The 21,833-nt window shown below is 66.3% G+C and carries 26 protein-coding genes and 1 tRNA gene; 11 read left to right on the plus strand and 16 right to left on the minus strand.

What is annotated here, in order from left to right:
* Positions 1–116: 116 nt before the first annotated feature.
* Entirely contained in the window at positions 117–1,535 is a 1,419-nt protein-coding gene (locus ACWGRX_RS14310; protein ID WP_452118078.1) for a GGDEF domain-containing protein, read from the minus strand.
* A 32-nt stretch (positions 1,536–1,567) separates the two neighbouring features.
* Here ACWGRX_RS14310 and ACWGRX_RS14315 point away from each other — a divergent pair.
* From ACWGRX_RS14315 to ACWGRX_RS14330, 4 genes are all read left to right on the plus strand, one after another.
* Positions 1,568–1,645 (plus strand) — tRNA-Pro (locus ACWGRX_RS14315).
* 662 nt (positions 1,646–2,307) lie between these two features.
* Positions 2,308–2,832, plus strand: coding sequence for a hypothetical protein (locus ACWGRX_RS14320; RefSeq protein WP_452118079.1), 525 nt, complete (start codon positions 2,308–2,310; stop codon positions 2,830–2,832).
* A 412-nt stretch (positions 2,833–3,244) separates the two neighbouring features.
* Entirely contained in the window at positions 3,245–3,523 is a 279-nt protein-coding gene (locus tag ACWGRX_RS14325; protein WP_452118080.1) for a BrnA antitoxin family protein, read from the plus strand.
* A gap of 217 nt (positions 3,524–3,740) precedes the next feature.
* Entirely contained in the window at positions 3,741–4,121 is a 381-nt protein-coding gene (locus tag ACWGRX_RS14330; protein ID WP_452118081.1) for a hypothetical protein, read from the plus strand.
* 99 nt (positions 4,122–4,220) lie between these two features.
* Here ACWGRX_RS14330 and ACWGRX_RS14335 read toward each other — a convergent pair whose 3' ends face one another.
* Positions 4,221–4,424: a hypothetical protein gene (locus tag ACWGRX_RS14335; RefSeq protein WP_452118082.1), complete on the minus strand. Its 204-nt coding sequence runs from the start codon at positions 4,422–4,424 to the stop codon at positions 4,221–4,223.
* Between the two features lie 127 nt (positions 4,425–4,551).
* On the opposite strand from ACWGRX_RS14335, the gene ACWGRX_RS14340 reads away from it, so the two are divergent.
* Positions 4,552–5,415: a 3-oxoadipate:acetyl-CoA acetyltransferase gene (locus tag ACWGRX_RS14340; RefSeq protein ID WP_452118083.1), complete on the plus strand. Its 864-nt coding sequence runs from the start codon at positions 4,552–4,554 to the stop codon at positions 5,413–5,415.
* A gap of 75 nt (positions 5,416–5,490) precedes the next feature.
* Positions 5,491–5,628 carry a hypothetical protein gene (locus tag ACWGRX_RS14345; RefSeq protein WP_452118084.1) on the plus strand — a complete coding sequence of 46 codons (138 nt, stop codon included), beginning with the start codon at positions 5,491–5,493 and terminating at the stop codon, positions 5,626–5,628.
* 64 nt (positions 5,629–5,692) lie between these two features.
* Here the strand turns inward: ACWGRX_RS14345 and ACWGRX_RS14350 are convergent, their stop codons facing one another.
* Both ACWGRX_RS14350 and ACWGRX_RS14355 read right to left on the minus strand, forming a co-directional pair.
* Entirely contained in the window at positions 5,693–6,322 is a 630-nt protein-coding gene (locus tag ACWGRX_RS14350) for an alpha/beta hydrolase (RefSeq protein ID WP_452118085.1), read from the minus strand.
* 68 nt (positions 6,323–6,390) lie between these two features.
* On the minus strand, positions 6,391–7,323 hold the full coding sequence (locus tag ACWGRX_RS14355; protein WP_452118086.1) for a ring-cleaving dioxygenase: 933 nt from the start codon (positions 7,321–7,323) through the stop codon (positions 6,391–6,393).
* 197 nt (positions 7,324–7,520) lie between these two features.
* On the opposite strand from ACWGRX_RS14355, the gene ACWGRX_RS14360 reads away from it, so the two are divergent.
* The 3 genes from ACWGRX_RS14360 (at position 7,521) to ACWGRX_RS14370 (ending at position 9,262) form a co-directional block, all read left to right on the plus strand.
* A complete protein-coding gene (locus ACWGRX_RS14360; RefSeq protein ID WP_452118087.1) occupies positions 7,521–7,946 on the plus strand; it encodes a DoxX family protein in 426 nt (141 codons plus the stop codon).
* Between the two features lie 103 nt (positions 7,947–8,049).
* Positions 8,050–9,009 (plus strand): LysR family transcriptional regulator, encoded by a 960-nt coding sequence (locus ACWGRX_RS14365; RefSeq protein WP_452118088.1) that lies wholly within the window; start codon positions 8,050–8,052, stop codon positions 9,007–9,009.
* An 85-nt stretch (positions 9,010–9,094) separates the two neighbouring features.
* Positions 9,095–9,262: a hypothetical protein gene (locus ACWGRX_RS14370; protein WP_452118089.1), complete on the plus strand. Its 168-nt coding sequence runs from the start codon at positions 9,095–9,097 to the stop codon at positions 9,260–9,262.
* Between the two features lie 42 nt (positions 9,263–9,304).
* On the opposite strand, the gene ACWGRX_RS14375 is transcribed toward ACWGRX_RS14370, so the two are convergent.
* From ACWGRX_RS14375 to ACWGRX_RS14400, 6 genes are all read right to left on the minus strand, one after another.
* Complete coding sequence (locus ACWGRX_RS14375) at positions 9,305–9,895, minus strand: MerR family transcriptional regulator (protein ID WP_452118090.1); 591 nt, start codon at positions 9,893–9,895, stop codon at positions 9,305–9,307.
* The gene (locus tag ACWGRX_RS14380) at positions 9,892–10,206 is read right to left on the minus strand and encodes an integration host factor subunit alpha (protein ID WP_291636494.1); all 315 of its coding nucleotides are present in this window, start codon (positions 10,204–10,206) and stop codon (positions 9,892–9,894) included. The genes ACWGRX_RS14375 and ACWGRX_RS14380 overlap by 4 nt, the downstream gene beginning before the upstream one ends.
* Positions 10,207–10,528: 322 nt before the next feature.
* Positions 10,529–11,506, minus strand: a complete 978-nt coding sequence (locus ACWGRX_RS14385; protein WP_452118091.1) for a beta-ketoacyl-ACP synthase III — start codon at positions 11,504–11,506, stop codon at positions 10,529–10,531.
* Positions 11,507–11,523: 17 nt separating this feature from the next.
* Positions 11,524–12,588, minus strand: coding sequence for a phosphate acyltransferase PlsX (gene plsX, locus ACWGRX_RS14390; protein WP_291636498.1), 1,065 nt, complete (start codon positions 12,586–12,588; stop codon positions 11,524–11,526).
* 111 nt (positions 12,589–12,699) lie between these two features.
* On the minus strand, positions 12,700–13,254 hold the full coding sequence (locus tag ACWGRX_RS14395; protein ID WP_452118092.1) for a YceD family protein: 555 nt from the start codon (positions 13,252–13,254) through the stop codon (positions 12,700–12,702).
* Positions 13,251–13,754 (minus strand): ubiquinol-cytochrome C chaperone family protein, encoded by a 504-nt coding sequence (locus tag ACWGRX_RS14400; RefSeq protein WP_452118093.1) that lies wholly within the window; start codon positions 13,752–13,754, stop codon positions 13,251–13,253. The genes ACWGRX_RS14395 and ACWGRX_RS14400 overlap by 4 nt, the downstream gene beginning before the upstream one ends.
* A 156-nt stretch (positions 13,755–13,910) precedes the next feature.
* Between ACWGRX_RS14400 and ACWGRX_RS14405 the strand changes: the two genes are divergently transcribed.
* Entirely contained in the window at positions 13,911–14,402 is a 492-nt protein-coding gene (locus tag ACWGRX_RS14405) for an outer membrane protein assembly factor BamE (protein WP_291636504.1), read from the plus strand.
* A gap of 16 nt (positions 14,403–14,418) precedes the next feature.
* Positions 14,419–14,883 (plus strand): DUF4262 domain-containing protein, encoded by a 465-nt coding sequence (locus ACWGRX_RS14410; protein ID WP_452118094.1) that lies wholly within the window; start codon positions 14,419–14,421, stop codon positions 14,881–14,883.
* 12 nt (positions 14,884–14,895) lie between these two features.
* On the opposite strand, the gene ACWGRX_RS14415 is transcribed toward ACWGRX_RS14410, so the two are convergent.
* The 6 genes from ACWGRX_RS14415 to ribH all read right to left on the minus strand — a co-directional run bounded on the left by ACWGRX_RS14415 (position 14,896) and on the right by ribH (position 21,735).
* Positions 14,896–15,813, minus strand: coding sequence for a DMT family transporter (locus tag ACWGRX_RS14415; RefSeq protein ID WP_452118095.1), 918 nt, complete (start codon positions 15,811–15,813; stop codon positions 14,896–14,898).
* A gap of 203 nt (positions 15,814–16,016) precedes the next feature.
* On the minus strand, positions 16,017–18,173 hold the full coding sequence (locus ACWGRX_RS14420) for a sodium-translocating pyrophosphatase (RefSeq protein ID WP_452118096.1): 2,157 nt from the start codon (positions 18,171–18,173) through the stop codon (positions 16,017–16,019).
* 199 nt (positions 18,174–18,372) lie between these two features.
* Positions 18,373–19,575, minus strand: a complete 1,203-nt coding sequence (locus tag ACWGRX_RS14425) for an MFS transporter (RefSeq protein WP_452118097.1) — start codon at positions 19,573–19,575, stop codon at positions 18,373–18,375.
* A gap of 36 nt (positions 19,576–19,611) precedes the next feature.
* Positions 19,612–20,610, minus strand: a complete 999-nt coding sequence (gene thiL / locus ACWGRX_RS14430; RefSeq protein WP_452118098.1) for a thiamine-phosphate kinase — start codon at positions 20,608–20,610, stop codon at positions 19,612–19,614.
* Between the two features lie 163 nt (positions 20,611–20,773).
* Entirely contained in the window at positions 20,774–21,241 is a 468-nt protein-coding gene (gene nusB / locus ACWGRX_RS14435; protein WP_452118099.1) for a transcription antitermination factor NusB, read from the minus strand.
* Positions 21,238–21,735: a 6,7-dimethyl-8-ribityllumazine synthase gene (gene ribH, locus ACWGRX_RS14440; protein WP_291640108.1), complete on the minus strand. Its 498-nt coding sequence runs from the start codon at positions 21,733–21,735 to the stop codon at positions 21,238–21,240. Before ribH ends, nusB begins: the two co-directional genes overlap by 4 nt.
* Positions 21,736–21,833 lie beyond the last annotated feature (98 nt).

The raw sequence follows: 21,833 nt of genomic DNA on the forward strand, positions 1-21,833 counted from the left end.
CATGCGAGGACATCGGCGCGGGCGCAACCGGATGCTTAAGAAAAGGTAAAGATCCATGGTTAAGGAGCGGCAGCTCCCTGTGGAGACGCGGTGTCGTCCAGCCCTCTCCGCGCGCCTCAGGCTGCGAGCTTGACCTGATTGCGGCCAGAGGCCTTCGCCGCGTACAGAGCCTCGTCCGCGCGGCGCAAGAGCGCATTGAAATCCGCATCCTGCGTCCGGCAGACCGCCACGCCGACGGAGACGGTGACGGGCACGCTGAGCGCCCCGACGGCGAAGGGATCGAGCCGCACGGCAGCGCGAAGACGTTCGGCGGCGGCTTCGGCTTCGACCGAGCCAGCGCCCTCGAGCAGGACCACGAACTCCTCGCCCCCGGTCCTGGCGACCAGATCGCCATCGCGCAGCGCCGCCTTGAGCCGTCGGCCGACATGCCGGAGCGCGATATCGCCGACCTCGTGTCCGTGCTGATCGTTGACCGCCTTGAAGCGATCGATATCGATCACCGCGATCGCGAATTCCTCCCGGCGGGCACGCGCTGTCTTGAAACGCTGCGCGCCGGCCTCCGAAAGGGTGCGCCGATTCGGAAGCCCGGTCAGGTAGTCGGTCGACGCAGCGCGCTCCCATTGCCGGCGGATACGGTCCGAGCACATCAGCAGGAAGGCGGTGGTCCCGATCACCGGCAAGGTCGCCGCCAGCATCGGCGTGGCGAGGTTCATCCAGCTCGCATTGTCGGCGATGCTGAAATCAGGACCGATTCTCAGCGTGACATAATGGACCAGCCGCAGGGTCGTGAACAAAAAGACGCCCACGAAAATCCCGAGAAGCATGCGCCGACTCAAGGCGTCGTCTCGACCGGCGCCCTGCCAGAGAATCAGGGCGCTCTTTCCCATCAGAACCAGCCAGGCTGCGGAAATGATCACGATCCGGCTCTCGGTATCCGGCTGAAAGGCGGAAAACCAGAAGACCCCGAGCGTCCCCAGAGCCGCCGGAAGCCACAGCAGGGCGCGCGGTGCGCGCTCGTAGAAGGCGCAAAGCGCCCGATAATAGGCGGTCAGCCCCAGCAGGATCAGGGCGTTCGAGAGCGTCACGGTCAAGGTCAGCGGCAGGAGCGGCTGGACGGCGAACAACGAGCAGCCGCAGGCAACGAGCAAGGTACCCGACTGCCAGTTCCGCGCGGCCGGCCGCAGGGTAACCGGCAGATCGCCATGCATGAACCCCAGCACCGTGCCATTGGCCAGCATCATCAGGGAGGCCGCGATAAAAGCAGTACTGGAGTCCATGTCGAATATCGCTCCTGGACCGCGCTGTCCCGTGCCTCGTAGGGCAGCGTCTTCCAGCATCCCCTGTATCAAGCCATTCTTTCCGAGACCTTGCCGGCTCGCCTCGACATCTCGTCCTTCCCCTTGAGCAGATCGGTGGCAGAGAAGGCGACGCGTCCGCATCCGCCGTCGCTTGGCGGAGAAACCCACCATGCCGCGCCGGCGCGGCGCTTCGTCCCAACGAAGATTTGCCTGCCATGCCCATCTGGTGCGTTGCATCGCGGCGGCAGCGCCTCTATAAGCCGACGCGTCGGAGCGTAGCGCAGCCCGGTTAGCGCACTTGTCTGGGGGACAAGGGGTCGGAGGTTCGAATCCTCTCGCTCCGACCATATTACCGGCCGAAATTTCCGGCTGGTTCGAAAGCGGCGCCGTCAGGCGCCGTTGTCGTTTGTGGGATCGATCAGGTATTCCTGCCGCCAGGGCCCGCCAAACCGCTGGGACATAGCGAGTCGAACGGTCTGTGGCGCGGCTCCCCTGACGGAACTCCCGTCCCACGACGCCTTCGTCCTGCAATCCGGGCACGCTGCCCGGCCGCCAGCCCTTCCCACCCCTGCCGCTCCTGCCGCCTCGCCCGCTGCCGAGCCCTCGACCCGTGCCCAGCCTGCCGAATCACGACATGCTCACAGCGAAAAGACTGCCGTGACAAGGAGACAAAATGCAGCCCCCCACTCTCACGGGAGCCATATCCATAATATAAATCGCACGATAATCGCGGATAATGTCTAATCCAACATCAAAATACGCTGCCGTTACGGTACTAATCCTTGCCTTCCTGACTTTAAATGCCCCAAAGTCATATGCAGAAACTATAGATCTGCGTGAAGATAATCCCAGCGGCGTTGAATTATACCTTCCTCAGATCGTACCGGACTCCGAGCTGTCCACATCTCCAACGCGCCGGCCTGCCCTAAAGGCGCTCTTCGCTAGAGTTGCCGGAGAGGGTTCTGACCGGGACAAGATCATTCGCGTCACGACATTCCTTCAGCGCCACATGTTTCATCCACGCTGGCCGCCGCTCGATACCGCCGGCGTCCTGGTCTTCGATCCGACCTGGCTCCTGGAAACACGGCTCGGACAATGCGGGCAGACCAACCGCTTGCTGACCGACATCCTGTCGGCGGGAGGGTATCGCACACGGGTCGTCCAGCTGTTCGGGCATGTCGCAGCCGAGGTGCGCTATGGCGGCAAGTGGCACTTTCTCGACGCCGATGCGCTTTCGGTCGGGACATTCGTGATGAATCGCAGCGGCGAGATCGCTTCGACCATGGAAATCGTCAATGATCCCAGCCTGCTGGATGGGATCGAAGCCTATGATTTCACGCGCAGCTATCCCGTAGAGGTGCAGCATGAAGCGCTCTCGCTCCGAGAGGCGTTCTCCCGCAGGAAATACACGGAAGACGGCCTTCTGACCCCGTTCGCCTACGTCAAGACCGCAAAGCCCGAGCAGGAGCATGACGAGTATTATGGCTGGACGCATTACGATACCGTGCCGATCGACGAGGGAATGAATCGCTGAGCCCCCCCCCCCGGCACATAATTCCGAGGTCGGCCCGGTTCGGGTCCTCCGGCCTCCGCAGCTTCGCCTTCGCCCCCCGGAACGCGCTTCTGGCGCAAGCTCGGCGACCCGGCAGGTTCGCCGCCTCCCTTTGGCGACGGCTTCACCGAACCGCCGAAGTGTATAGTGCCGTGCCGCGACTTCCGCCGCCGACACGGCGATTGACGCAAACCATTGAGCGTACTAGATTTTTCTAGAACTCTCTGACTGCGCGCCCCCTGAAGCGTGGCAGGAGGTTTCGTTTCGAGCGCCTTGCGGAGCTTCAGACCCAGATTGCTGGGGTCGCATCCAGCTGCTCAGATCGACCAGATTCGACACGGCCGGCCGACTCCGGAGGAGCTCGGCCGCTGCACCCGCACCAGAGGCACGGACCATGAGCCAAGACAGAACCCGCCGGCCGAGCGACCCGCGCAAACTCGCCGAGGCGCTGTTCAAGCCGGCGCCGCCCAAGGCGCCGACGCCAAAGCCGGCAGCCCTGCCAGGCGCGCGCGAAATGGTGACGCTGCGGATCGAACGCGCGGTGCTCGAGCATTTTCAGAGCACGGGGCCAGGCTGGCAGGACCGGATCAATGCGGTGCTGCGCGAGGCTGCCGGCATCGGCGGCAGCGAGGGGCTGACGCCGGAGGAACTCAACTCCTCGAATGACGGCTGAACACCGGGCGCACGCCGCCGCCGGCGCGTGCCCTGCCGAGACGCGTTTGCGCCTGAATCACCGCCTCCTGGCAAGCACCGCCGGCACGGTCGTTCGGCAGGCCTTTCGGCGCGCGGCGCATTCAGGCGCCATTCAGCGCCCTGGAACAATCATCCTCACAGAAGGTTGGCAAACCGACGGGGCCACCAGCCGCCTCAAGTGAAGGGTTAGACATCCGATGAACCGACGCCTTCTGATCGTGGGCCTCGTTGCCGGGCTCGCCGTGGCCGCCCCCGCTCTTTCCGGCGGAGCGCTTGCCACGCCCGACCGGTCAGCCCCGGTCCGAATCGAGGAACTCAACCAGCTTCCTGCAGCCTATGCCCGCCACAACCGCGAGCACCGGATGTGGGAGATCCAGCGGAATCTGGAGTTGCAGCAGCGCGCGCAGGGACGCCACCAAGGCTACGGACCTCGTCGAGGCTATGGTTACGAACGCGGCCGCTATGGCTACGAACGCGCCCCGCGCCATTACCGCCAGCCGGGCTATGAGCGCGGCTGGGGCAGTGGCTACGGGCCGGGCTTCAACAACCCGAATTCGGGGTCGGGCTACAGCCGCTAGATGGCCGCGAGTCCTGGCGGATGCAGGTTGACCCCATAGCGATGCGCGGGCGGCCAAGCCCGAGGCTACAAACGCAACCTGCCCGCCGCTTGCCGTCGATCAGTCGGGCTCGCGCCTTGGCGGGCGTTTGGCGATCTCGGCCGGCGTGATGCCCAGGCGCCGGCTGCGGCGCACCAGCGTCCTGAGCAGGCCGGCGAAGACGATCGCCAATGGCAGCGCCATTACGGCATTGCCGTCGAAGGCCAGCCAGAGCGCCGTCGCGACCGTGGCCAGCATCGCCAAGGCGATGGACAAGGTGACCATGGCAGCAAGGTGGACCCGAGGCGGGCCAGCCGCAAGCAGGCGCCTCGCTGGGACGGCGCGGCCGGCCCGCCTTTGCCAGCAGGACGGGAATCAATTTCACTGAGGGCCTCGCGAAAGGCCACCAGCGATGACCCTGCCCTGCATCGTCACAGTCGCGATCACCGGCTCGCTGCCGACGAAACGCGACAACCCGGCGGTGCCGATCAGCATCGCCGAGCAGATCGAGTCGACCCAGGCCGCCTTCGAGGCCGGTGCGAGCCTCGCCCATTGCCATGTCCGCAATGAAGCAGGCCTGCCAACCTCCGATCCCGAGCGCTTCGGCCGGCTGCTCGAAGGGCTGCGCCGGCATTGCCGCGGCATGATCGTGCAGTTCTCGACCGGTGGCCGTTCCGGTGCCGGGCGCGAGCGCGGCGGCATGATCCCGCTTCGTCCCGACATGGCTTCACTCTCCACCGGCTCCTGCAATTTCCCGACGCGGGTCTACGAGAACAGCCCCGAACTGGTCGACTGGCTCGCCGCCGAGATGAAGGCCTATGGCGTCAAGCCGGAGATCGAAGCCTTCGATCTGTCGATGATCTTCAAGGCGGCTGAGATGCGCGCCGCCGGGGCGATTGCGGGGCCGCTCCATGTGCAGTTCGTGATGGGCGTGAGGAACGCCATGCCGGTCGACCGAGCCGTGTTCGAGTTCTACATCGCGACCCTGAAGCGCCTGGCGCCGGATGCGACCTGGACCGGTGCCGGCATCGGCCGCGACCAGATCACGCTCAATCGCTGGTCGCTCGAGCTCGGCGGCCATTGCCGGACGGGCCTGGAGGACAATGTCCGGCTCGATCGCGAGACCCTTGCCCCCTCCAATGCAACCCTGGTGGAGAGAATCGTCGCGCTCTGCCCGGAATACGGCCGTCGCCCAGCGACCGCGGCGGAGGCACGGCAACTGCTGAGCCTGCCGCCACCAGTTAAGGAAATGCCCGCAAATGCAGGATTTCGTTAACTTGTTTTGTTCAAATGCGGTTCAGCGGGTCAACTCTATCTTTATGATGATGCCCTATCAGAGGAGGTTGTCATCATGATCCTGGATTGGCGCAACGGCCTCATGCTCGGCTTCATCGCGGCGGTGTTCGTCGCCTGCCTGTTCGGCCCCTATATGATCTCGGTCATTCTCGGCGGGCTCGGACTGATGTGCTATCTCTCGAAGCACGCGTGACCGAGCCCCCGCCGGGCAAGTCAGGCCCGGCGGCATCCCCTGACAACCCGACGACGCAGCCCTATCAGGCTGCCTGCACCCTGCGACCCTGCAGCCAATTCTCGACGAGACCGATATCCGCCTGCGAGAGGCCGTGCCCCGCTGGCAGGACATGATGCTCGACGTCGGCCCCAGCCCTTTCCAATGTCGCAGCAAGACCGGCGGCATTGTCCGCCGGGATGATCGGGTCGAGCCGGCCCGAGAGCAGCAGCACGGGCTTGCCTGAAAGCCTGGCCTCCGGCGCCTTGGCGAACGGCGCCATCGCCCGCAGCAGGACCGCGCCGGCGAGCGCCTCGGGGCGGAGCAGCAGCAGCGCTGCCGCAATGTTGGCGCCATTGGAGAAACCGAGCGCCATCGGCGCCGGCAAACCGTATCGCGTCCGCGCCTCGGCGATGAAATCCGCCAGTTCATGCGTGCGCCGTGTCAGATCGGCCTCGTCGAAAACCCCCTCCGAAAGCCGGCGGAAGAAGCGCGGCATGCTGCCCTCGAGCACCCGGCCGCGCGGCGAGAGCAATGCCGCTCCCGGCAGGACGGCGCGGCCGAGCGGCAAGAGATCGTTCTCGTCGCCGCCGGTGCCGTGGAGCAGCAAAAGCGGCGACAGGCCCGGCGCGGTCGCCGGCTCGAAGCGATGGATGAAGCCAGTGGGTTCGCCCATGACAGGGTTTCCTTCGATGCTGGAACGGTAGGATCGACGCCTCATCAGAGGCGGCGTGCGGGTCTGGTTCAGGCGAGGGCCGGCAGCAGGGCCTCGATCTCGCCGCGGCGCTTCTCGTATTGCGGCGGCAGCTTGAGCTCATGGCCAAGACGCTCCGCAGGCTCATCGGCGGCAAAGCCCGGCGCATCGGTCGCGATTTCAAACAATACGCCGCCGGGTTCGCGGAAGTAGACGGAACGGAAATAGTTCCGGTCCCTCTGCCCGGTGGTGCGCAGGCCGAACCTGTCGGACAAGGCCTTCACCATCCGCGCCTGCTCGGCATCGTCATGCGCGCGGAACGCGACATGGTGGACCGAGCCGCCGCCGAGGCGGGCAGGCAGAGAGCCGCGGCCCTCGCGCAGGTCGACGATTCCGCCATGGACGGTGCCGGCGGCCTGCATCCGGACGATGCCGTTCTCGCGCCCGCCCTCGGCAAAGCCGAAGACCTCCGAGAGGATCGCTGCCGTCGGCCCGGTCTCGGCCAGCAGCAGGGTGACGCCGTGCAAGCCGCGGATCGCGGATGGGACAGGCACCTCACCATTGTCCCAGGCCGGCTCGCTGTCGCTGCCGGGAACCGCGACGAGGGCAAGGCGCATGCCGTCCGGATCGCGGAAGGCGAGCACGGCTTCCCCGAACCGGCGCTCCGGCGCCTCATGCACGACGCCATGGGCGGCAAGTCGCTGCGTCCAGTAGTCGAGTGCGGTCGCGGGGATGCTGAACGCGGTCTCCTGCGTCTCGCCGACGCCGAGCCGACCGGGCGCGACATGCTCCCAGGGGAAGAAGGTCAGGATCGTGCCGGGCGCGCCATCGGCGTCGCCGAAATAAAGATGCCATGTCGTCGGATCGTCGAAATTGACGGTCTTCTTGACCAGGCGCAGGCCGAGGACACGGCTGTAGAAATCGAGATTGCGGCGCGCCGGGCCGGCAATGGCGGTGACATGGTGAATGCCGTTGATCTGCATTGTGGCGGTCCTTCCGGGCTGCAGAGCGCCGCCCTCATTGACGCCAAGATGGTGATCACGAGGCTCCTGGCTAGCCCGATAATATTGCGATTTCGCAATTGAATCATCGTAACATTCCAATTTGAATTGCACGACAGCAGCATGCATCTTCCTCCGCAGATCGACCGGCCTTCCCTCTCGACCTTCGGAGCACCATCATGATCGACACCCGTCTCGCCCCCTATGGCGCCCTTGGCCTGCGCGTCGCGCTCGGCCTGATGTTCATCGCCCACGCCTATCTCAAGCTCGCGATCTTCACCGTGCCGGGCTTCGCCGGCTTCCTCGGCCAGCTCGGCCTGCCTGGTTTCCTGGCCTGGCCGATCATCCTCGCCGAACTCGTCGGTGGCCTCGCCATCCTCACCGGCTTCTACGGCCGCTATGTCTCGCTGGCGCTGCTGCCGGTCCTGCTCGGCGCGCTCGCCGTCCACGCCCCCAATGGCTGGCTCTTCACCGCGCCGAACGGCGGCTGGGAGTATCCGGCCTTTCTCGCCCTGACGGCCTTCGCCCATGTGCTGATCGGCGACGGCGCCCTCGCCCTACGCTCCGGCCCGCTCCCGGGCTTGCGCCGGGCGGCCCTTGCCTGAGCCGCCGATTTCCGGCTGAACGGGTGGCGGGTTGCTGCAACCCGCCGCCCGCACCATTTTACGGGAACCCGTTCAAGGGCACCCTGCCCCCGGAGCCGACGCCTTGCCGAACCCGCCCTACACAGTCGCCTGGGACGATTTCCGACTGATCAAGGCGATCGCCGAGGCCCGCAGCCTGCCGGCGGCGGCAGAACTGATCGGCCTCAACCATTCGACGGTGTTTCGCCGCCTCGGCCAGATCGAGGAAGCGCTCGGCACGCGCCTGTTCGAGCGTCATCGCAGCGGCTATGTGACGACGCCGGCCGGCGAGGAGATGGCGGCCCTGGCGGAACGGCTCGACCATGACATCACCGGCTTCACACGCCGCCTCGCCGGGCGCGAGATCCTTCCTGCCGGCGAGTTGCGCGTCACCACCAATGATTCCCTGCTGGTCGAGTTGCTGACACCGCTCTTCAGCGCCTTCATGCGGCAATGCCCCGACATCCGGCTCGACGTCCTGCTCGGCAACCAGGCCCTCAACCTCAGCAAGCGCGACGCCGACGTCGCCATTCGTGCCACCGACACGCCGCCGGAAAACCTCGTCGGCCGGCGCGCCGCACGGATCGGCTGGGCTCTCTATGGACGCGGCGAGGATTTCCCGGAAGGTCCGCCCGCCGAGCAGAGCAAGCTCGCGCAGGCGCGCTGGGTTTCGCTCAACGACCAGTTCGGCGCCTTCAAAGTCGTGCAATACGTGCAGAAGCACATCGAGCCGGAACGCGTCGTCTACAAGCTCAACACGGTGCTCGGCTTGGCCGAGGCCGTCGAGGCCGGGATCGGGATCGGCTTCCTGCCCTGCTTCATCGGCGACAAGCGCCCCGGGCTGAAGCGTCTCGGCCCCCCACAGGCCGGCTATGCCGCCGATCTCTGGCTCCTCACCCATCCGGATCTGCGTCAGGCCCCGCGCGTGCGGCTGTTCCTCGATTTCATGGCGAGCGAGCTCACCCGCCTGCGGCCATTGGTCGAAGGTGTGCCCGAGGCAGCGATCCAGCAGCGCGCGAACGCCCCGGTCTCACAAAAGGACTGAACGGGCGCGGCTCACACCGCCGGAAATGCGCTGCTTCCTGTCTTTGATGTTTCCATCGAGCTGTGCTGCGCCCTAGACTGCAGCCATGGAAATCGCGATCCCGCTCATCATGGGGCTGACGCTGATCTGGCTGATCGGCCGCGGCACGCCATGGAACGCCAAGCTCATGACGCTCGTGGTGACGCTCGCCGTGATCGTCGTGATCCTGCTGCTGGAGCGCAATGGCTTCTGGCCCGACGCCTTCCGGCGCTGAGGCGGGCGGGCGAAGGCCCGCCATGACCGCCTGCCGGCCCCGTCAGGCTTCTTCGGCACTCTCGACAGTGCTCAAGGCGCCATGCAACAGGCGCCGGCACTCCGCGAGCTCGTGCAATGTCGCCTTGAGGAAAGCCAGATCGTCCTGGCTGGGCCATTCCGGCTGGGACGCTTGCGGCAACGAAGAGAGCAGCGCTTTTGCAGCGAAGCCCGGTTCGCCGGCCGGCCGCGACTGTGACGCGGCGGCCTCGCCGGCAGCCGCCATTCCGGTCGGAACCGCGGCGGGCCGCATCGCAGCGCCGGACTGCGGCGCAATCTCGGCTCCACGGCCGATCGCCTGGACATGGCGCGGCCCCTGCTCCTTGAGGATCCGCTGCAGGCCCTTGATCGTGTAGCCCTCGCCATAGAGCAGGCGGCGGATGCCCTTGAGCAGGGCGACGTCGTCGGGGCGGTAATAGCGTCGGCCGCCGCCGCGCTTCAGCGGCTTGATCTGGGAGAAGCGCGTCTCCCAGAAGCGCAGCACATGCTGGGGTATGTCGAGATCTTCGGCGACCTCGCTGATCGTACGGAAAGCGTCTGGGCTCTTGGTGTCCAATTCGGCCTCGGTATCGCCGTTGTGGAACTCCAGGCTCACTCCTCGTCACCCTCGCCATTCTGCCCGTTGATCCGGGCCTTCATCACGTTCGAGGGCTTGAATACCATCACGCGACGCGGCTCGATCGGAACTTCTACGCCAGTCTTGGGATTACGCCCGATTCGCTCGCCCTTGTCGCGCACGACGAAGGAGCCGAACGAAGAAAGTTTGACGTTCTCGCCACGCGCCACGGCGTCGCAGATCTCGTCGAGGACCGCTTCGACGAGCTTGGACGATTCCGTCCGCGACAGGCCGATCTTCTGATAGACCGCCTCGCACAGGTCCGCGCGCGTCACAGTTTGCCCTGCCATCAGCTCCCTCCAAAGGCGTTACCGAGCAGCCACTACCTTGTCGAAGCATCACGCACCGGAATAGCGGATGCCAGAACCGGGCGCTTTCGGACGGGCGCAGCAGCGCTCCGATCCGAAACTCGCATGCGGCTCTCAACCAAGTGTCGGCACGGGCGCGCTCTGGATGACCGCCCCCGCATTTTCGCCTTCTGCTCTAGGCGCCAAGGTCATTCCGGTCAATCCTCGCGCTGCACGCAAGGGTTGAATTCTTGATATTCGTCAGCAATTTACGTCAAAAAAAAGCGATAAATCGAAACAACTTAGCCAAAAGGTCGAGAGGGCGTCACCAGCGGATCAGGGCGGAGCCCCAGGTGAAACCGCCCCCCATCGCCTCGATCAGCACGAGCTGGCCGCGCTTGATCCGCCCATCAGCATGGGCTTCGGCCAGGGCAAGCGGAATCGAAGCCGCCGAAGTGTTGCCATGCCGGTCGACGGTGATGACGACCCGGTCCTCGCCGATGCCGAGCTTGTGGGCGGTGGCGTCGATGATGCGGCGATTGGCCTGATGCGGCACGAACCAGTCGATATCGTCTCCGGACAGCCCGGTCTCCTCGAAGGTGTGGCGCACGGTCTCGGCAAGGTTGATCACCGCGTGCTTGAAGACCTCCCGGCCCTCCATGCGCAGGAACCCGACCGTCTTGGTCGAGCCGGGCCCGCCATCGACATAGAGCTTGTTCTTGTAGCGCCCGTCGGAGCGGATATGGGTGGTGAGTACGCCGCGATCGGCCAGGGTGCCTTCGCCCCGCTCGGCGGTGAGCACCACGGCGCCGGCGCCATCGCCGAAGAGGACGCAGGTGGTGCGGTCCTCCCAGTCGAGGATGCGCGAGAAGGTCTCGGCGCCGATGACCAGCGCCGCCTTGGCGGCACCGCTCGTCAGGAATTTGTCAGCGGTGGCGAGGCCGAAGACGAAGCCGGAGCAGACCGCCTGCAGGTCGAAGGCCGCGCCATGCGTGATGCCGAGATCGGCCTGGATCTGCGTCGCGGTCGCCGGGAAGGTGTTGTCGGGCGTCGCCGTCGCGACGATGATCAGATCGATCTCGCTGGCGTCGATACCGGCATCGGCGAGCGCCGCCTGGGCCGCCTTCAGCCCGAGCGTCGCAGTGGTCTCGCCCTCGGCCGCGACGCGACGCTCGCGAATCCCGGTTCGCTGAACGATCCACTCGTCGGTGGTGTCGACCTTCTTGGCCAGATCGGCGTTGCTGACGATCTGCGCCGGCAAATAGGAGCCGCAGCCGCGCAGGACGGATCGCAGGATGGACAAAGGAGCGTCTCTCTTCCCTATTCGCTGACGGCCGTCTGCATGCTCTTCGGGCTCGCATCCGGGCGCGAGGTCGCCGCGACCATCTCGCGCACCTTCGCCATCAGGTTCTCTCGTGCCATCTCGTAGCCCATTTCGGCGGCACTGGCGAACCCGATCGCATCCGTGCCGCCATGGCTCTTGATGACGATGCCTTCCAGGCCGAGGAAGACGCCGCCATTGACCTTGCGCGGGTCCATCTTGTCCTTGAGCGCCGAGAAGGCACCACGCGCGAAGAGATAGCCGATCTTCGACATCAGCGACCGGCTCATCGCGGCGCGCAGATATTCGCCGATCTGCCGGGCCGTGCCCTCGGCGGTCTTCAGGGCGATATTGCCGGTGAAACCTTCGGTGACGACGACGTCGACCGTGCCCTTGCCGAGATCATCGCCCTCGACGAAGCCCTGATAGTCGAGATGGGCGAGATTGGCCTCGCGCAGGATGCGACCGGCTTCCTTGACCGCCTCGACGCCCTTGATCTCCTCGACCCCGACATTGAGCAGGCCGACGCTCGGACGATCGATGTCGAAGACGACGCGCGCCATGGCCGCGCCCATCACGGCGAGATCGACCAGATGCTGCGCATCGGCGCCGATGGTCGCGCCGACATCGAGCACGACGCTCTCGCCGCGCACCGTCGGCCACAGGCAGGCGATCGCCGGGCGGTCGACCTGCGGCATCGACTTCAGGCAGAACTTCGACATCGCCATCAAGGCACCGGTATTGCCGGCCGAGATGGTGACATCGGCCTCGCCGGTCTTGGTCGCGTCGATGGCGCGCCACATCGAGGATTTGTAGCGGCCATAGCGCAGCGCCTGGCTCGGCTTGTCGTCCATTTTCACGGAGACATCCGTGTGGTGGAAGACGGTGGCGGCCTTGAGCTTGGGATGCGCGTCGAGCAGCGGCTCGACGATCGCCTGATCGCCGAAGATCACGAATTTGGCGTCGGGGCGGCGCTCCAGCGTGAGGGCGGCGCCGGGGATGACGATGGACGGACCGTGGTCGCCGCCCATCGCATCGAGCGCGAGTGTAACCGGACGTGTCATGAGGAGGCGATCAGTTCCAGGGGCGGCGCCCCTGGCTGGAGCGGCTCGACGCGGCCGGACAATAGCGAGTTGAACGCGAGCCGCAAGAAAAAGCGGCGACCAGGGCCGGTATCATTCCTCCCCCTTCAGGCGTGCCAGCGCCGCGAAAGGCGATTCGGGGGCAGCTTCAGGCGCAAGCTCGTCGAAGCTGGCGCCGGGCTTGCGCGGATAGGGGTCGAGCGCCAGCGCCAGGAATTCGAGGGTGATCGCGCCGAGATCGATGACGCCGTCGACGATCGGCTCCGGCGGATCCTCCTCGTTGAGCAGGACTTCGATGTCGATCTCGCCTTCGCCTTGGTCGGCCCCGGCCGCGGCGACGATCTCCGCCTCCGGCAGGAAGTCGAGCTTGACCGGCACGGTCAGCGCGACGGGAAAGGCCTCGAGCGAGACGACGCAAATCTGGTGCAAGGCCGCGCCGATCTTGCCTTCGAGCTTGACCCGATCGCCATTGCGGGACAGCGAATAGCTCGCCGTCAGCTTCTCGACGGAGGCGACGCCGAGATGGCGCGCGATCGCGGCGAAATCGGATTGCGGCGCCGCGAGCTCGAAGGTCATCGGCCGCAGCGTGATGGTCTCGACGCGAACGGGATGGCGCAGCGGCAACGCGTCCTTGCTGGCGGAACTCATTTGGACAGGCTGCTCTCGAACTTGGGAAAAATCGGATCGGCGGCGAGGATACCGTCGAGATCGAGGGTCGCCAACTGTGCCGCTACGGCACGAGCATGGCGGGCGAGCGCCTCGGCATCAGCCTGTGGCGCAATGTTCCGACTCAGCGCGACGGCGAGTGCGTCGGGCCCGGCCGTCGCCGCGAGCGCGTCCTCATAGGCGCCGACCCGGCCATAGAAGCTGCGGCCGATCTTCTTCAGGCGCTTGGGCACCGAGACATCGCCGACGCCCCCCTGGCGAAAGCCGAGCTCGAGATAGCTGAAATTGGCATCGACGAGGTCCTGGGCCACATCCGCCGCCGGTTCGGGCAGCTCGCGCAGCCGCCGCAGGACCAGGAAGACATGAAGCGTCAGCGCCTCGAAGCGACCCTCGAAATCATCGGGCACGCCGCCTTCGAGATAGAGCGCGGGCTCGCGCGAAGCGGAGACAATGCGCCCGAGCAAAGCGTTGACCGGCACCATCCGGTCGGTCCTTCTGCCGAACAGACCGAAAATCACCGCCGCCACCCCACAGTTTGCGCTCGCCTTGCCAAAGCCATGCTCGGGCGTTACGCCAAGCATACCCCTCATGACAAGCGCGGCCTCGCTGTCGCGTGCCTGCCGTTGGACCCTCTCCGCATGACTGCTCCGACCCGCCGCACTGTCCTGATCGGCTCGCTCGCCGCCATGTTGCCGCTCGCCGCCTGCAGCGGCACCAATCTCGGCTTTCGCGTCCCGACCTCCGCCGGCCTGAACGAAGAATTCACGCGCGGCTTCGTCATGGATGACGATCTCATCGCCAAGGTCAGGCCAGGCATGGATGTGCAGACGGTGCTGACCACGCTCGGCACGCCTTCGACGACCTCAACCGTCGGCAACCGCACCTTCTATTACATCAGCCAGACCGTGCGCCGCCGCTTCCAGTTCCAGGACTTCACGGTGATCGACCAGCGGGTGCTGGTGATCTATTTCAACAAGGCCTTCAAGGTCGAGCGCATCGCCAATTACGGCCTGCAGGACGGCGTGATCTTCGACTTCATCAGCCGCACCACCCCGACCGGCGGCGAGGAGCAGAGCTTCCTGCGCAACCTGTTCCGCGGCGTCACCAAGTTCAACCCGCTCGGCTCCTGAGCGGTAGGCGAGCAGCATGACTGCGCTTGATCCGCATGAGCAGAAATGCCTTGCCGACATAGAGCAGTATGGCTGCCACATTCTCCATATCATGGAGGGAGATGGGTACCCTCCCTTCTCCTATTCGGTTGGCATAAATCGCTCGTCCGACGCTCCTGAATTGATCGTCATAGGACTGTCGCGAGAGCTCTCGCACAACATCATCAACGAGTATTGCCACAGAGCCCGCACCGGGCGGCGTTACCAGGCCGACGATGTCGGCGAGGAATTCCTGGATGGCTTCTCCTGCCACTTCAGAAAAGTCGCCCGAGAGCATTATCCTTGGCATTTCGGCTGGAACCTCTGGCTCTATGACGGGCCGCAGTTCGAGGCTCTGCAACTCGTATATCCCGACACCCGGGGCATCTGGCCATGGCAGGTCCCCGAGGACGACCCTTTCAGACGGTGGCAACCGCTCCTGGACGTATCCGGAACGGCTTAGAAGGAGCGCCAGTCAGCTGGCGGACTTGCGCCCCGGCAGTGTCATCGCGAACACGCCGATCACGACCAGCGCGAGTCCGGCCCAGGCGGTCGGGCTCAGGCGCTCGTCGAGAAAGATCACGCCAATGGCGACCCCGGTCGGCACGCGCAGATAGGCGACAGAAGTCGCCCCGACCGTGCCGAGCCGGTCGATCAGCCGGAAATAGATGATGAAGGCGAGCGCGGTCGAGAACAGCGACAAGGCCAGCAGCGCCTGGATCGAGCTGGCCGACGGCGCGAGCGTCCAAGGCCGGTCGACGAGCAGGCTGAAGGGGATCAGGATCGCAGCGCCGCAGATCAGCGAGCCCGCCGCCGGCATGATCGGATCGAGCCCCTTGAAGTTGCGGCCGAACAGCGCCGCGCCGCCATAGCAGGCCGCGGCCGCAACCAGAGCAAGCTGCGCCCAGAGCTCGCGGCCGAAACCCGACAGCGCCTCGACGCCGATGATCAGACAGACTCCAAGCATGCCGGCGGCGACGCCGAAGAGCTTGCGCCCGGCGGCCGCTTCGGCGCGGAAGAACAACAGGCTCAGCAGGAAAGCGAAGATCGGCGAGCCGGCGTTCAGGATCGAAGCCAGGCCCGCCTCGACGCTGGTCTCGGCCCAGGCGATCAGCGTGAAGGGCACGGCGCTGTGCAGGCAGGCCTGGATCAGGAATCGCCGCCAGATCACGGGCTCGCGCGGCAGGGCGAGTCCGCGCAGGTGGATGACGACAAGCAAAATCGCGCCGGCGATCAGGGTGCGCGCCGCGATCAGCGTCAACGGCGGGATCGTCTCGACGCCGAGCCTGATGAAACTGTAGGAGGCGCCCCAGAGTGTCGCCAGCACGAGCAGCAGGGCAATGTCCGTCACGTGTCCGGAGCGTGCAGGGACGTAAGCGGCTGGGGCGGTCATCGGGCTCTCCTTGGATCGGTCGACCATGACAGCTGGCGATACGCCGGTCGTGCAGGAACACTACGGATCTGGCCGTAGGCTCGGAGCTTGATTCAGCTGCCTCGCGAATTGATTCCGTTTCAGCGCGCAAGATATTGCGAGCAAAAGAAAAACCCCGCGGATCGCTCCGCGGGGCCAGGCCTTGTTCAGGCGGGTCTCGCCGCTCAGCTATGCGCCAGGATGGCGAGCAGCAAGAGCGCGATGATGTTGGTGATCTTGATCGCCGGGTTCACGGCGGGGCCCGCCGTGTCCTTGTAGGGGTCGCCGACGGTGTCGCCGGTGACCGAGGCCTTGTGAGCCTCCGAGCCCTTCATGTGGCGCACGCCGTCCTTGTCGACGAAACCGTCCTCAAAGCTCTTCTTGGCGTTGTCCCAGGCGCCGCCGCCCGAGGTCATCGAGATCGCGACGAAGATACCCGTGACGATGACGCCCATCAGCATGGCGCCGACCGCCGCGAAGGCCTGGTTCTTGCCGGCGATGGCGTTGATGACGAAGAAGGTCACGAAGGGCGCGAGCACCGGCAGCAGCGAAGGCACGATCATTTCCTTGATCGCGGCCTTGGTCAGCATGTCGACGGCCCGGCCATAGTCCGGCCGGTCCTTGCCTTCCATGATGCCCGGCTTCTCACGGAACTGCCGGCGCACCTCCTCGACGACCGAACCGGCGGCGCGCCCCACCGCCGTCATCCCCATGCCACCGAAGAGGAAGGGGATCAGGCCACCGAGCAGCAGGCCGACGACGACGAAGGGGTTCGACAGCGAGAAATCGACGCTGACGCCCTTGAAGTACTGGAAGGTCGTCGAGCCCGCCTTGTTGGCCTCAGCCACGAAGTAGTTGAGGTCCGAGGTATAGGCGGCGAACAGCACCAGCGCGCCGAGCCCCGCCGAGCCGATCGCATAGCCCTTGGTGATCGCCTTGGTGGTGTTGCCGACCGCATCGAGCGCGTCGGTGGACTGGCGGACCTCCTTGGGCAGGCCGGCCATCTCGGCGATGCCGCCGGCATTGTCGGTGACCGGGCCGAAGGCGTCGAGCGCAACGACGACGCCGGCGAGCGCCAGCATGGCGGTGGTGGCGATGGCGATGCCGAACAGGCCGGCGAGGCCATAGGCGACGATGATGCCGGCGATGATCACGATGGTCGGCAGCGCCGTCGATTCCAGGGACACAGCAAGGCCCTGAATGACGTTGGTGCCGTGGCCGGTGACCGACGCCTGGGCGATCGAGACCACCGGGCGCTTGCCGGTGCCGGTGTAGTATTCGGTGATGACGACGATCAGCAGCGTCACCGCGAGGCCGACCAGCGAGCAGGCGAAGAGGCCACCCGAGGTGAAGGCGACGCCCTGCCCCGTGGTGAACTGGGTGCCGAAACCGCCGAACATCACATGCGTCACCGCCGCGATCGCACCGATCGAGAGCACGCCGGCGGCGATGAAGCCCTTGTAGAGCGCGCCCATGATCGACTGGTTGGCGCCGAGCTTGACGAAGAAGGTGCCGATGATCGAGGTCACGACGCAGGCCGCGCCGATCGCCATCGGGTAGAGCATCATCGTGTTGAGAACCGGCTGGCCGGCAAAGAAGATCGCGGCGAGCACCATGGTCGCGACCAGGGTCACGGCATAGGTCTCGAACAGGTCGGCGGCCATGCCGGCGCAGTCGCCGACATTATCGCCGACATTGTCGGCGATGGTCGCCGGATTGCGCGGATCATCCTCGGGAATGCCGGCCTCGACCTTGCCGACGAGGTCGGCGCCGACATCGGCGCCCTTGGTGAAGATACCGCCGCCGAGACGGGCGAAGATCGAGATCAGCGAGGCACCGAAGCCGAGCGCCACCAGCGAATCGATGACGACGCGGCTGGAGGGCGCAAAACCCTTCATCGAGGTCAGGAAGCCGTAATAGACGGCGACGCCGAGCAGGGCGAGGCCGGCGACCAGCATGCCGGTGACCGCGCCGGCCTTGAAGGCGACGTCGAGCCCCTGGCCGAGCGACTGCATCGCGGCCTGGGCAGTGCGGACATTGGCGCGCACCGAGACGTTCATGCCGATGAAGCCCGCAACGCCGGAGAGCACGGCGCCAATCAGGAAGCCGATGCCGACATAGGCCCCGAGCAGCCAGGTGAGGCCGACGAAGAGCACGACGCCGACCATAGCGATGGTGACGTATTGCCGCTTGAGATAAGCCTGCGCGCCCTCTGCGACAGCGCCGGAAATCTCCTGCATGCGCTGATTGCCGGCGTCGCGTTTCATCACGTCGCTATAGGCCCAGATGCCGTAGACGATCGAAAGCGCACTCAGAAGTATGATGATGAGCAAGGCCGACATCGACTTTCCTGTCCCTGAGATCTGCATCTGGGGCAGGACGCCCCGACGGAGCCGGCTTGTCGCCGGTCTGTTGAACGCCAGGGACTGCTCTTCCGGGCTCTAGAATCGCGCCCGTAGCGCCGATCGCCAGTGTCTGCCGAATTGTTGCCAAGTTTCCGACGGAATCGCAAACCCGACAACTGACAATTCGGCAGACTTGTCAGGCGGCGGCGGAACGGCGACGCAGACCCTGCCAGGCGACCAGGACGAGCGCGACCGCGACCGGAGGGAAAACCAGCCAGTTGACGCTGTCCCAGCCGCCGGCGCTGAGCAGGCCGCCGGCCGAGAAGGAGGCGATGGCGACCGAGCCGAAGACCAGGAAATCGTTGGCGGCCTGGACCTTGACCCGCTCCTCCGGGCGATAGCAGTCGGTGACCAGCGCGGTCGCGCCGATGAAGCCGAAATTCCAGCCGACGCCGAGCAGGACGAGCGCGATCCAGAAATGCGCGACGCTGAGACCGCTGAGGCCGACGATCGCGGCAACGGCCGTCAACAACAGGCCGAGCGCAGTAATCTTCTCCTTGCCGTAGCGGGCGATCAGGCGCCCCGTGAAGAAGCTCGGCCCGAACATCGAGAGCACATGCCACTGGATGCCGAGGGCGGCATCGCCGATCGAGTGGCCGCAGGCGACCATGGCGAGCGGCGCCGCGGTCATCACGAAGCTCATCAGCCCGTAGGCGACAAGCGCCGCCGTCACCGAGGCGATGAACTTCGGCTGGCGCATGATCTCGGAGAGCGGCCGGCCGCCGCCGGAACGCTTCTCCACCACTGGGGGAGCGCGCAACAGGAGGACCACGCCGACGGCGAGCAGAGCGAGCCCGCCCTGCGCCAGGAAGCTCGCGGCGAAGGGCGCGGCCGGCGTCAGGTCGCGCGTCCAGTAGACCGATTGCGGGCCGATCACGCCGCCGACCAGCCCCCCGAGCATCACCCAGGAGATGGCGCGCGGCTTGAAGGCTTCGCTCGCCGTGTCGGCCGCGGCGAAGCGATAGCTCTGCACGAAGGAGCCGTAGACACCACAGAGGAAGGTGCCGATGCAGAACAGCCAGAACAACCGGCTGCCGGTGCCGCTGGCGGCGATGCTGGCGCCGACGATGCCGATCAGCGCCCCGATCAGATAGCCGTTGCGGCGGCCGAGCCGGCGCATCAGCATCGCGGCCGGGATGACGCCACAGGCGATGCCGAGCTGCATCAGGCTGACCGGCACGGTGGCGAAGGCCTGGTCGGTAACGAGCTGCGAGCCGACGATGCCACCGAGCGAGACGACAATCGCGGGGCTGGCGCCGCCGAGCGACTGGGCGCAGGCGAGGACGACCGCATTGCGCTTCGCCAAGGTGTCGTCGCTCACCGGAACATGCTGGTTCATTTGCAGGCCGCCGACTTTCCGCGGCCGGGGCCGCTCTCAGAAATGAACGAAGGAGCCTCGCGCAAAGCTGCGCGGCCTGCCCGCCTCGCTGTATCGCACGGTCCCTACCTCCGCCGTGACGCGGCCGATGCGCGCAAGACCGAGCCCTGCCGCCTGTGCCGCTGCGGCAAGGGAAGGAAATTCCACCTCGGACGCCGTGCAGAGAATTTCGTAGTCGTCGCCGCCGGTCCAGGCCAGTTCCGCCAATGCGGGATCAGCCATGACGGCATTGCGGGCCGCGGCCGAGAGCGGCACCGCGTCGAGCTCGATCTCGGCGCCGACGCGCGAGGCCGCGAGCAGCTTGCCGAGGTCGCCGACGAGCCCGTCCGAGACGTCCATCGCCGCCGAGGCATGAAGCTGCAGGGCCTGGGCGAGCGCCAGGCGCGGCTGCGGATGCAGATAGCGGTCGGCCAGGAAGGCGCGGTCGGCCTCGCAGAGGCGGGCGACCCAACCCGGCCTGTCCGGGCCGTGCGCCCGCAGCCCGAGCGCGCCATCGCCGATCGTCCCCGTGACCAGCACGAGATCGCCGGGCTTGGCGCCCGAGCGCAGCACCATCCGCCCGGCAGGCACGCTGCCGAAGGCGGTGATCGAAAGCGTCAGCGGGCCGGTCGTCGAGACCGTGTCCCCGCCGATCAGCGGGCAGCCCGCCTCGCCCGCGACAGCCGCGAGCCCCGCGGCGAAGGCAACGAGCCAATCCTCGGCCCAGCCCTTGGGCAAAGCGAGCGTCAGCACGAAACCGTCAGGACGCGCGCCCTTGGCGGCGAGATCGGAGAGGTTGACCGCCAGCGCCTTGCGCGCGATCGAGCCGGCGGGGTCGTCCGGGAAGAAGTGCACGCCGGCGACCAGCGCGTCGGCGGTGACGACGAGCTCGTAGCCCCGCGCCGGCCGCAGCAGCGCCGCATCGTCGAGAAGCCCGAGGCCGTCACGACCGGCGATCGGTGCGAAATGCCGGGCGATCAGCTCGAATTCGCCGGGGCGCACGTCTTCTCTCGACATTGCGATCTCACTTGCCAAGTGCACCCTCATCCTGAGGAGCCCCGAAGCGGCGTCTCGAAGGATGCTTCAGAGGATGCCAAGGGTGCAATCTGGTTCATCCTTCGAGACGCCGTTCCTGGCGGAACGGCTCCTCAGGATGAGGGCTCGGAGGTTGCCCTCCTGCTCACGCCGCCGGGACGTCGAATTCCTCGGCGCGGAACTCGCGGGCGAGCTTGTCGAGCACGGCGTTGACCATGCCGATCTCCTCACCCTGGTAGAAGGTGCGGGTCACCGCGACATATTCGGAGATCACGGCGCGCGCCGGCACGTCCTTGCGGAAGGCGAGCTCGTAGGCTCCGGCACGCAGCACCGCACGCACCACCGCCTCGACGCGCTTCAACGGCCAACCCGCTGCGAGCGCATCGTCCACCGCGCGGTCGACCAGACGCTGCTCGCTGACGACGCCGCCGAGCAGGTCGCGGAAGAAATTCAGTTCGGCCTTCGGCAGCTCGATATCCTCGACCTCCTTGCCGATCCAGAAATGCTCGAACTCGGCCATGGCCTCGACCACGCCGCGCCCGCCGACCTCCATCTGGTAGAGCGCCTGCACGGCCGCCAGCCGCGCGCCGCGGCGCATTTCGGCCCGGCTCATTTCGACTCCTCCACCAGCGAGCGCTTGTAGCGCAGCACCGAGAGCGCAGCTTCAGCCGCGCCGCCGCCCTTGTCCATCTCGGAACGATTGGCACGGGCCCAGGCCTGGGCCTCGTTCTCGACGGTCAGGATGCCGTTGCCGAGCGGCAGGGCGAAGGCGACGGAGAGGTCCATCAACGCGCGCGAGCTCTCGCCGGCGACGATGTCGTAATGACCGGTCTCGCCCCGGATCACGGTGCCGAGCGCGACCACCGCCTCATAGGGATCGACAGCCTCGTCGGCGGCGCGCAGGCCGATGACGATCGCAGACGGGATCTCGAGCGCGCCGGGAACGGTGACGCGATCGACGCGACAACCGGCCTTTTCGAGCACGGCGAGCGCGCCCTGCAGCAGTTCGTCGGCGAGGCCGTCATAGAAGCGGGCCTCGACCACGAGGACGCGTGCGCCGTCGAGCGGAGCGGCTGAGGCAGCCGATGATTGCCGGGGTCCGGCCATGCGGGAATTCCTTCTGGTATCGTCGAGGCGCCTTCGACCGGGTCGAAAGCAATCAAGCCCTCGTCCTGAGGAGCCGTTTCGTCAGAAATGGCGTCTCG

The sequence above is a fragment of the Allobosea sp. NPDC055594 genome, from assembly GCF_053618995.1.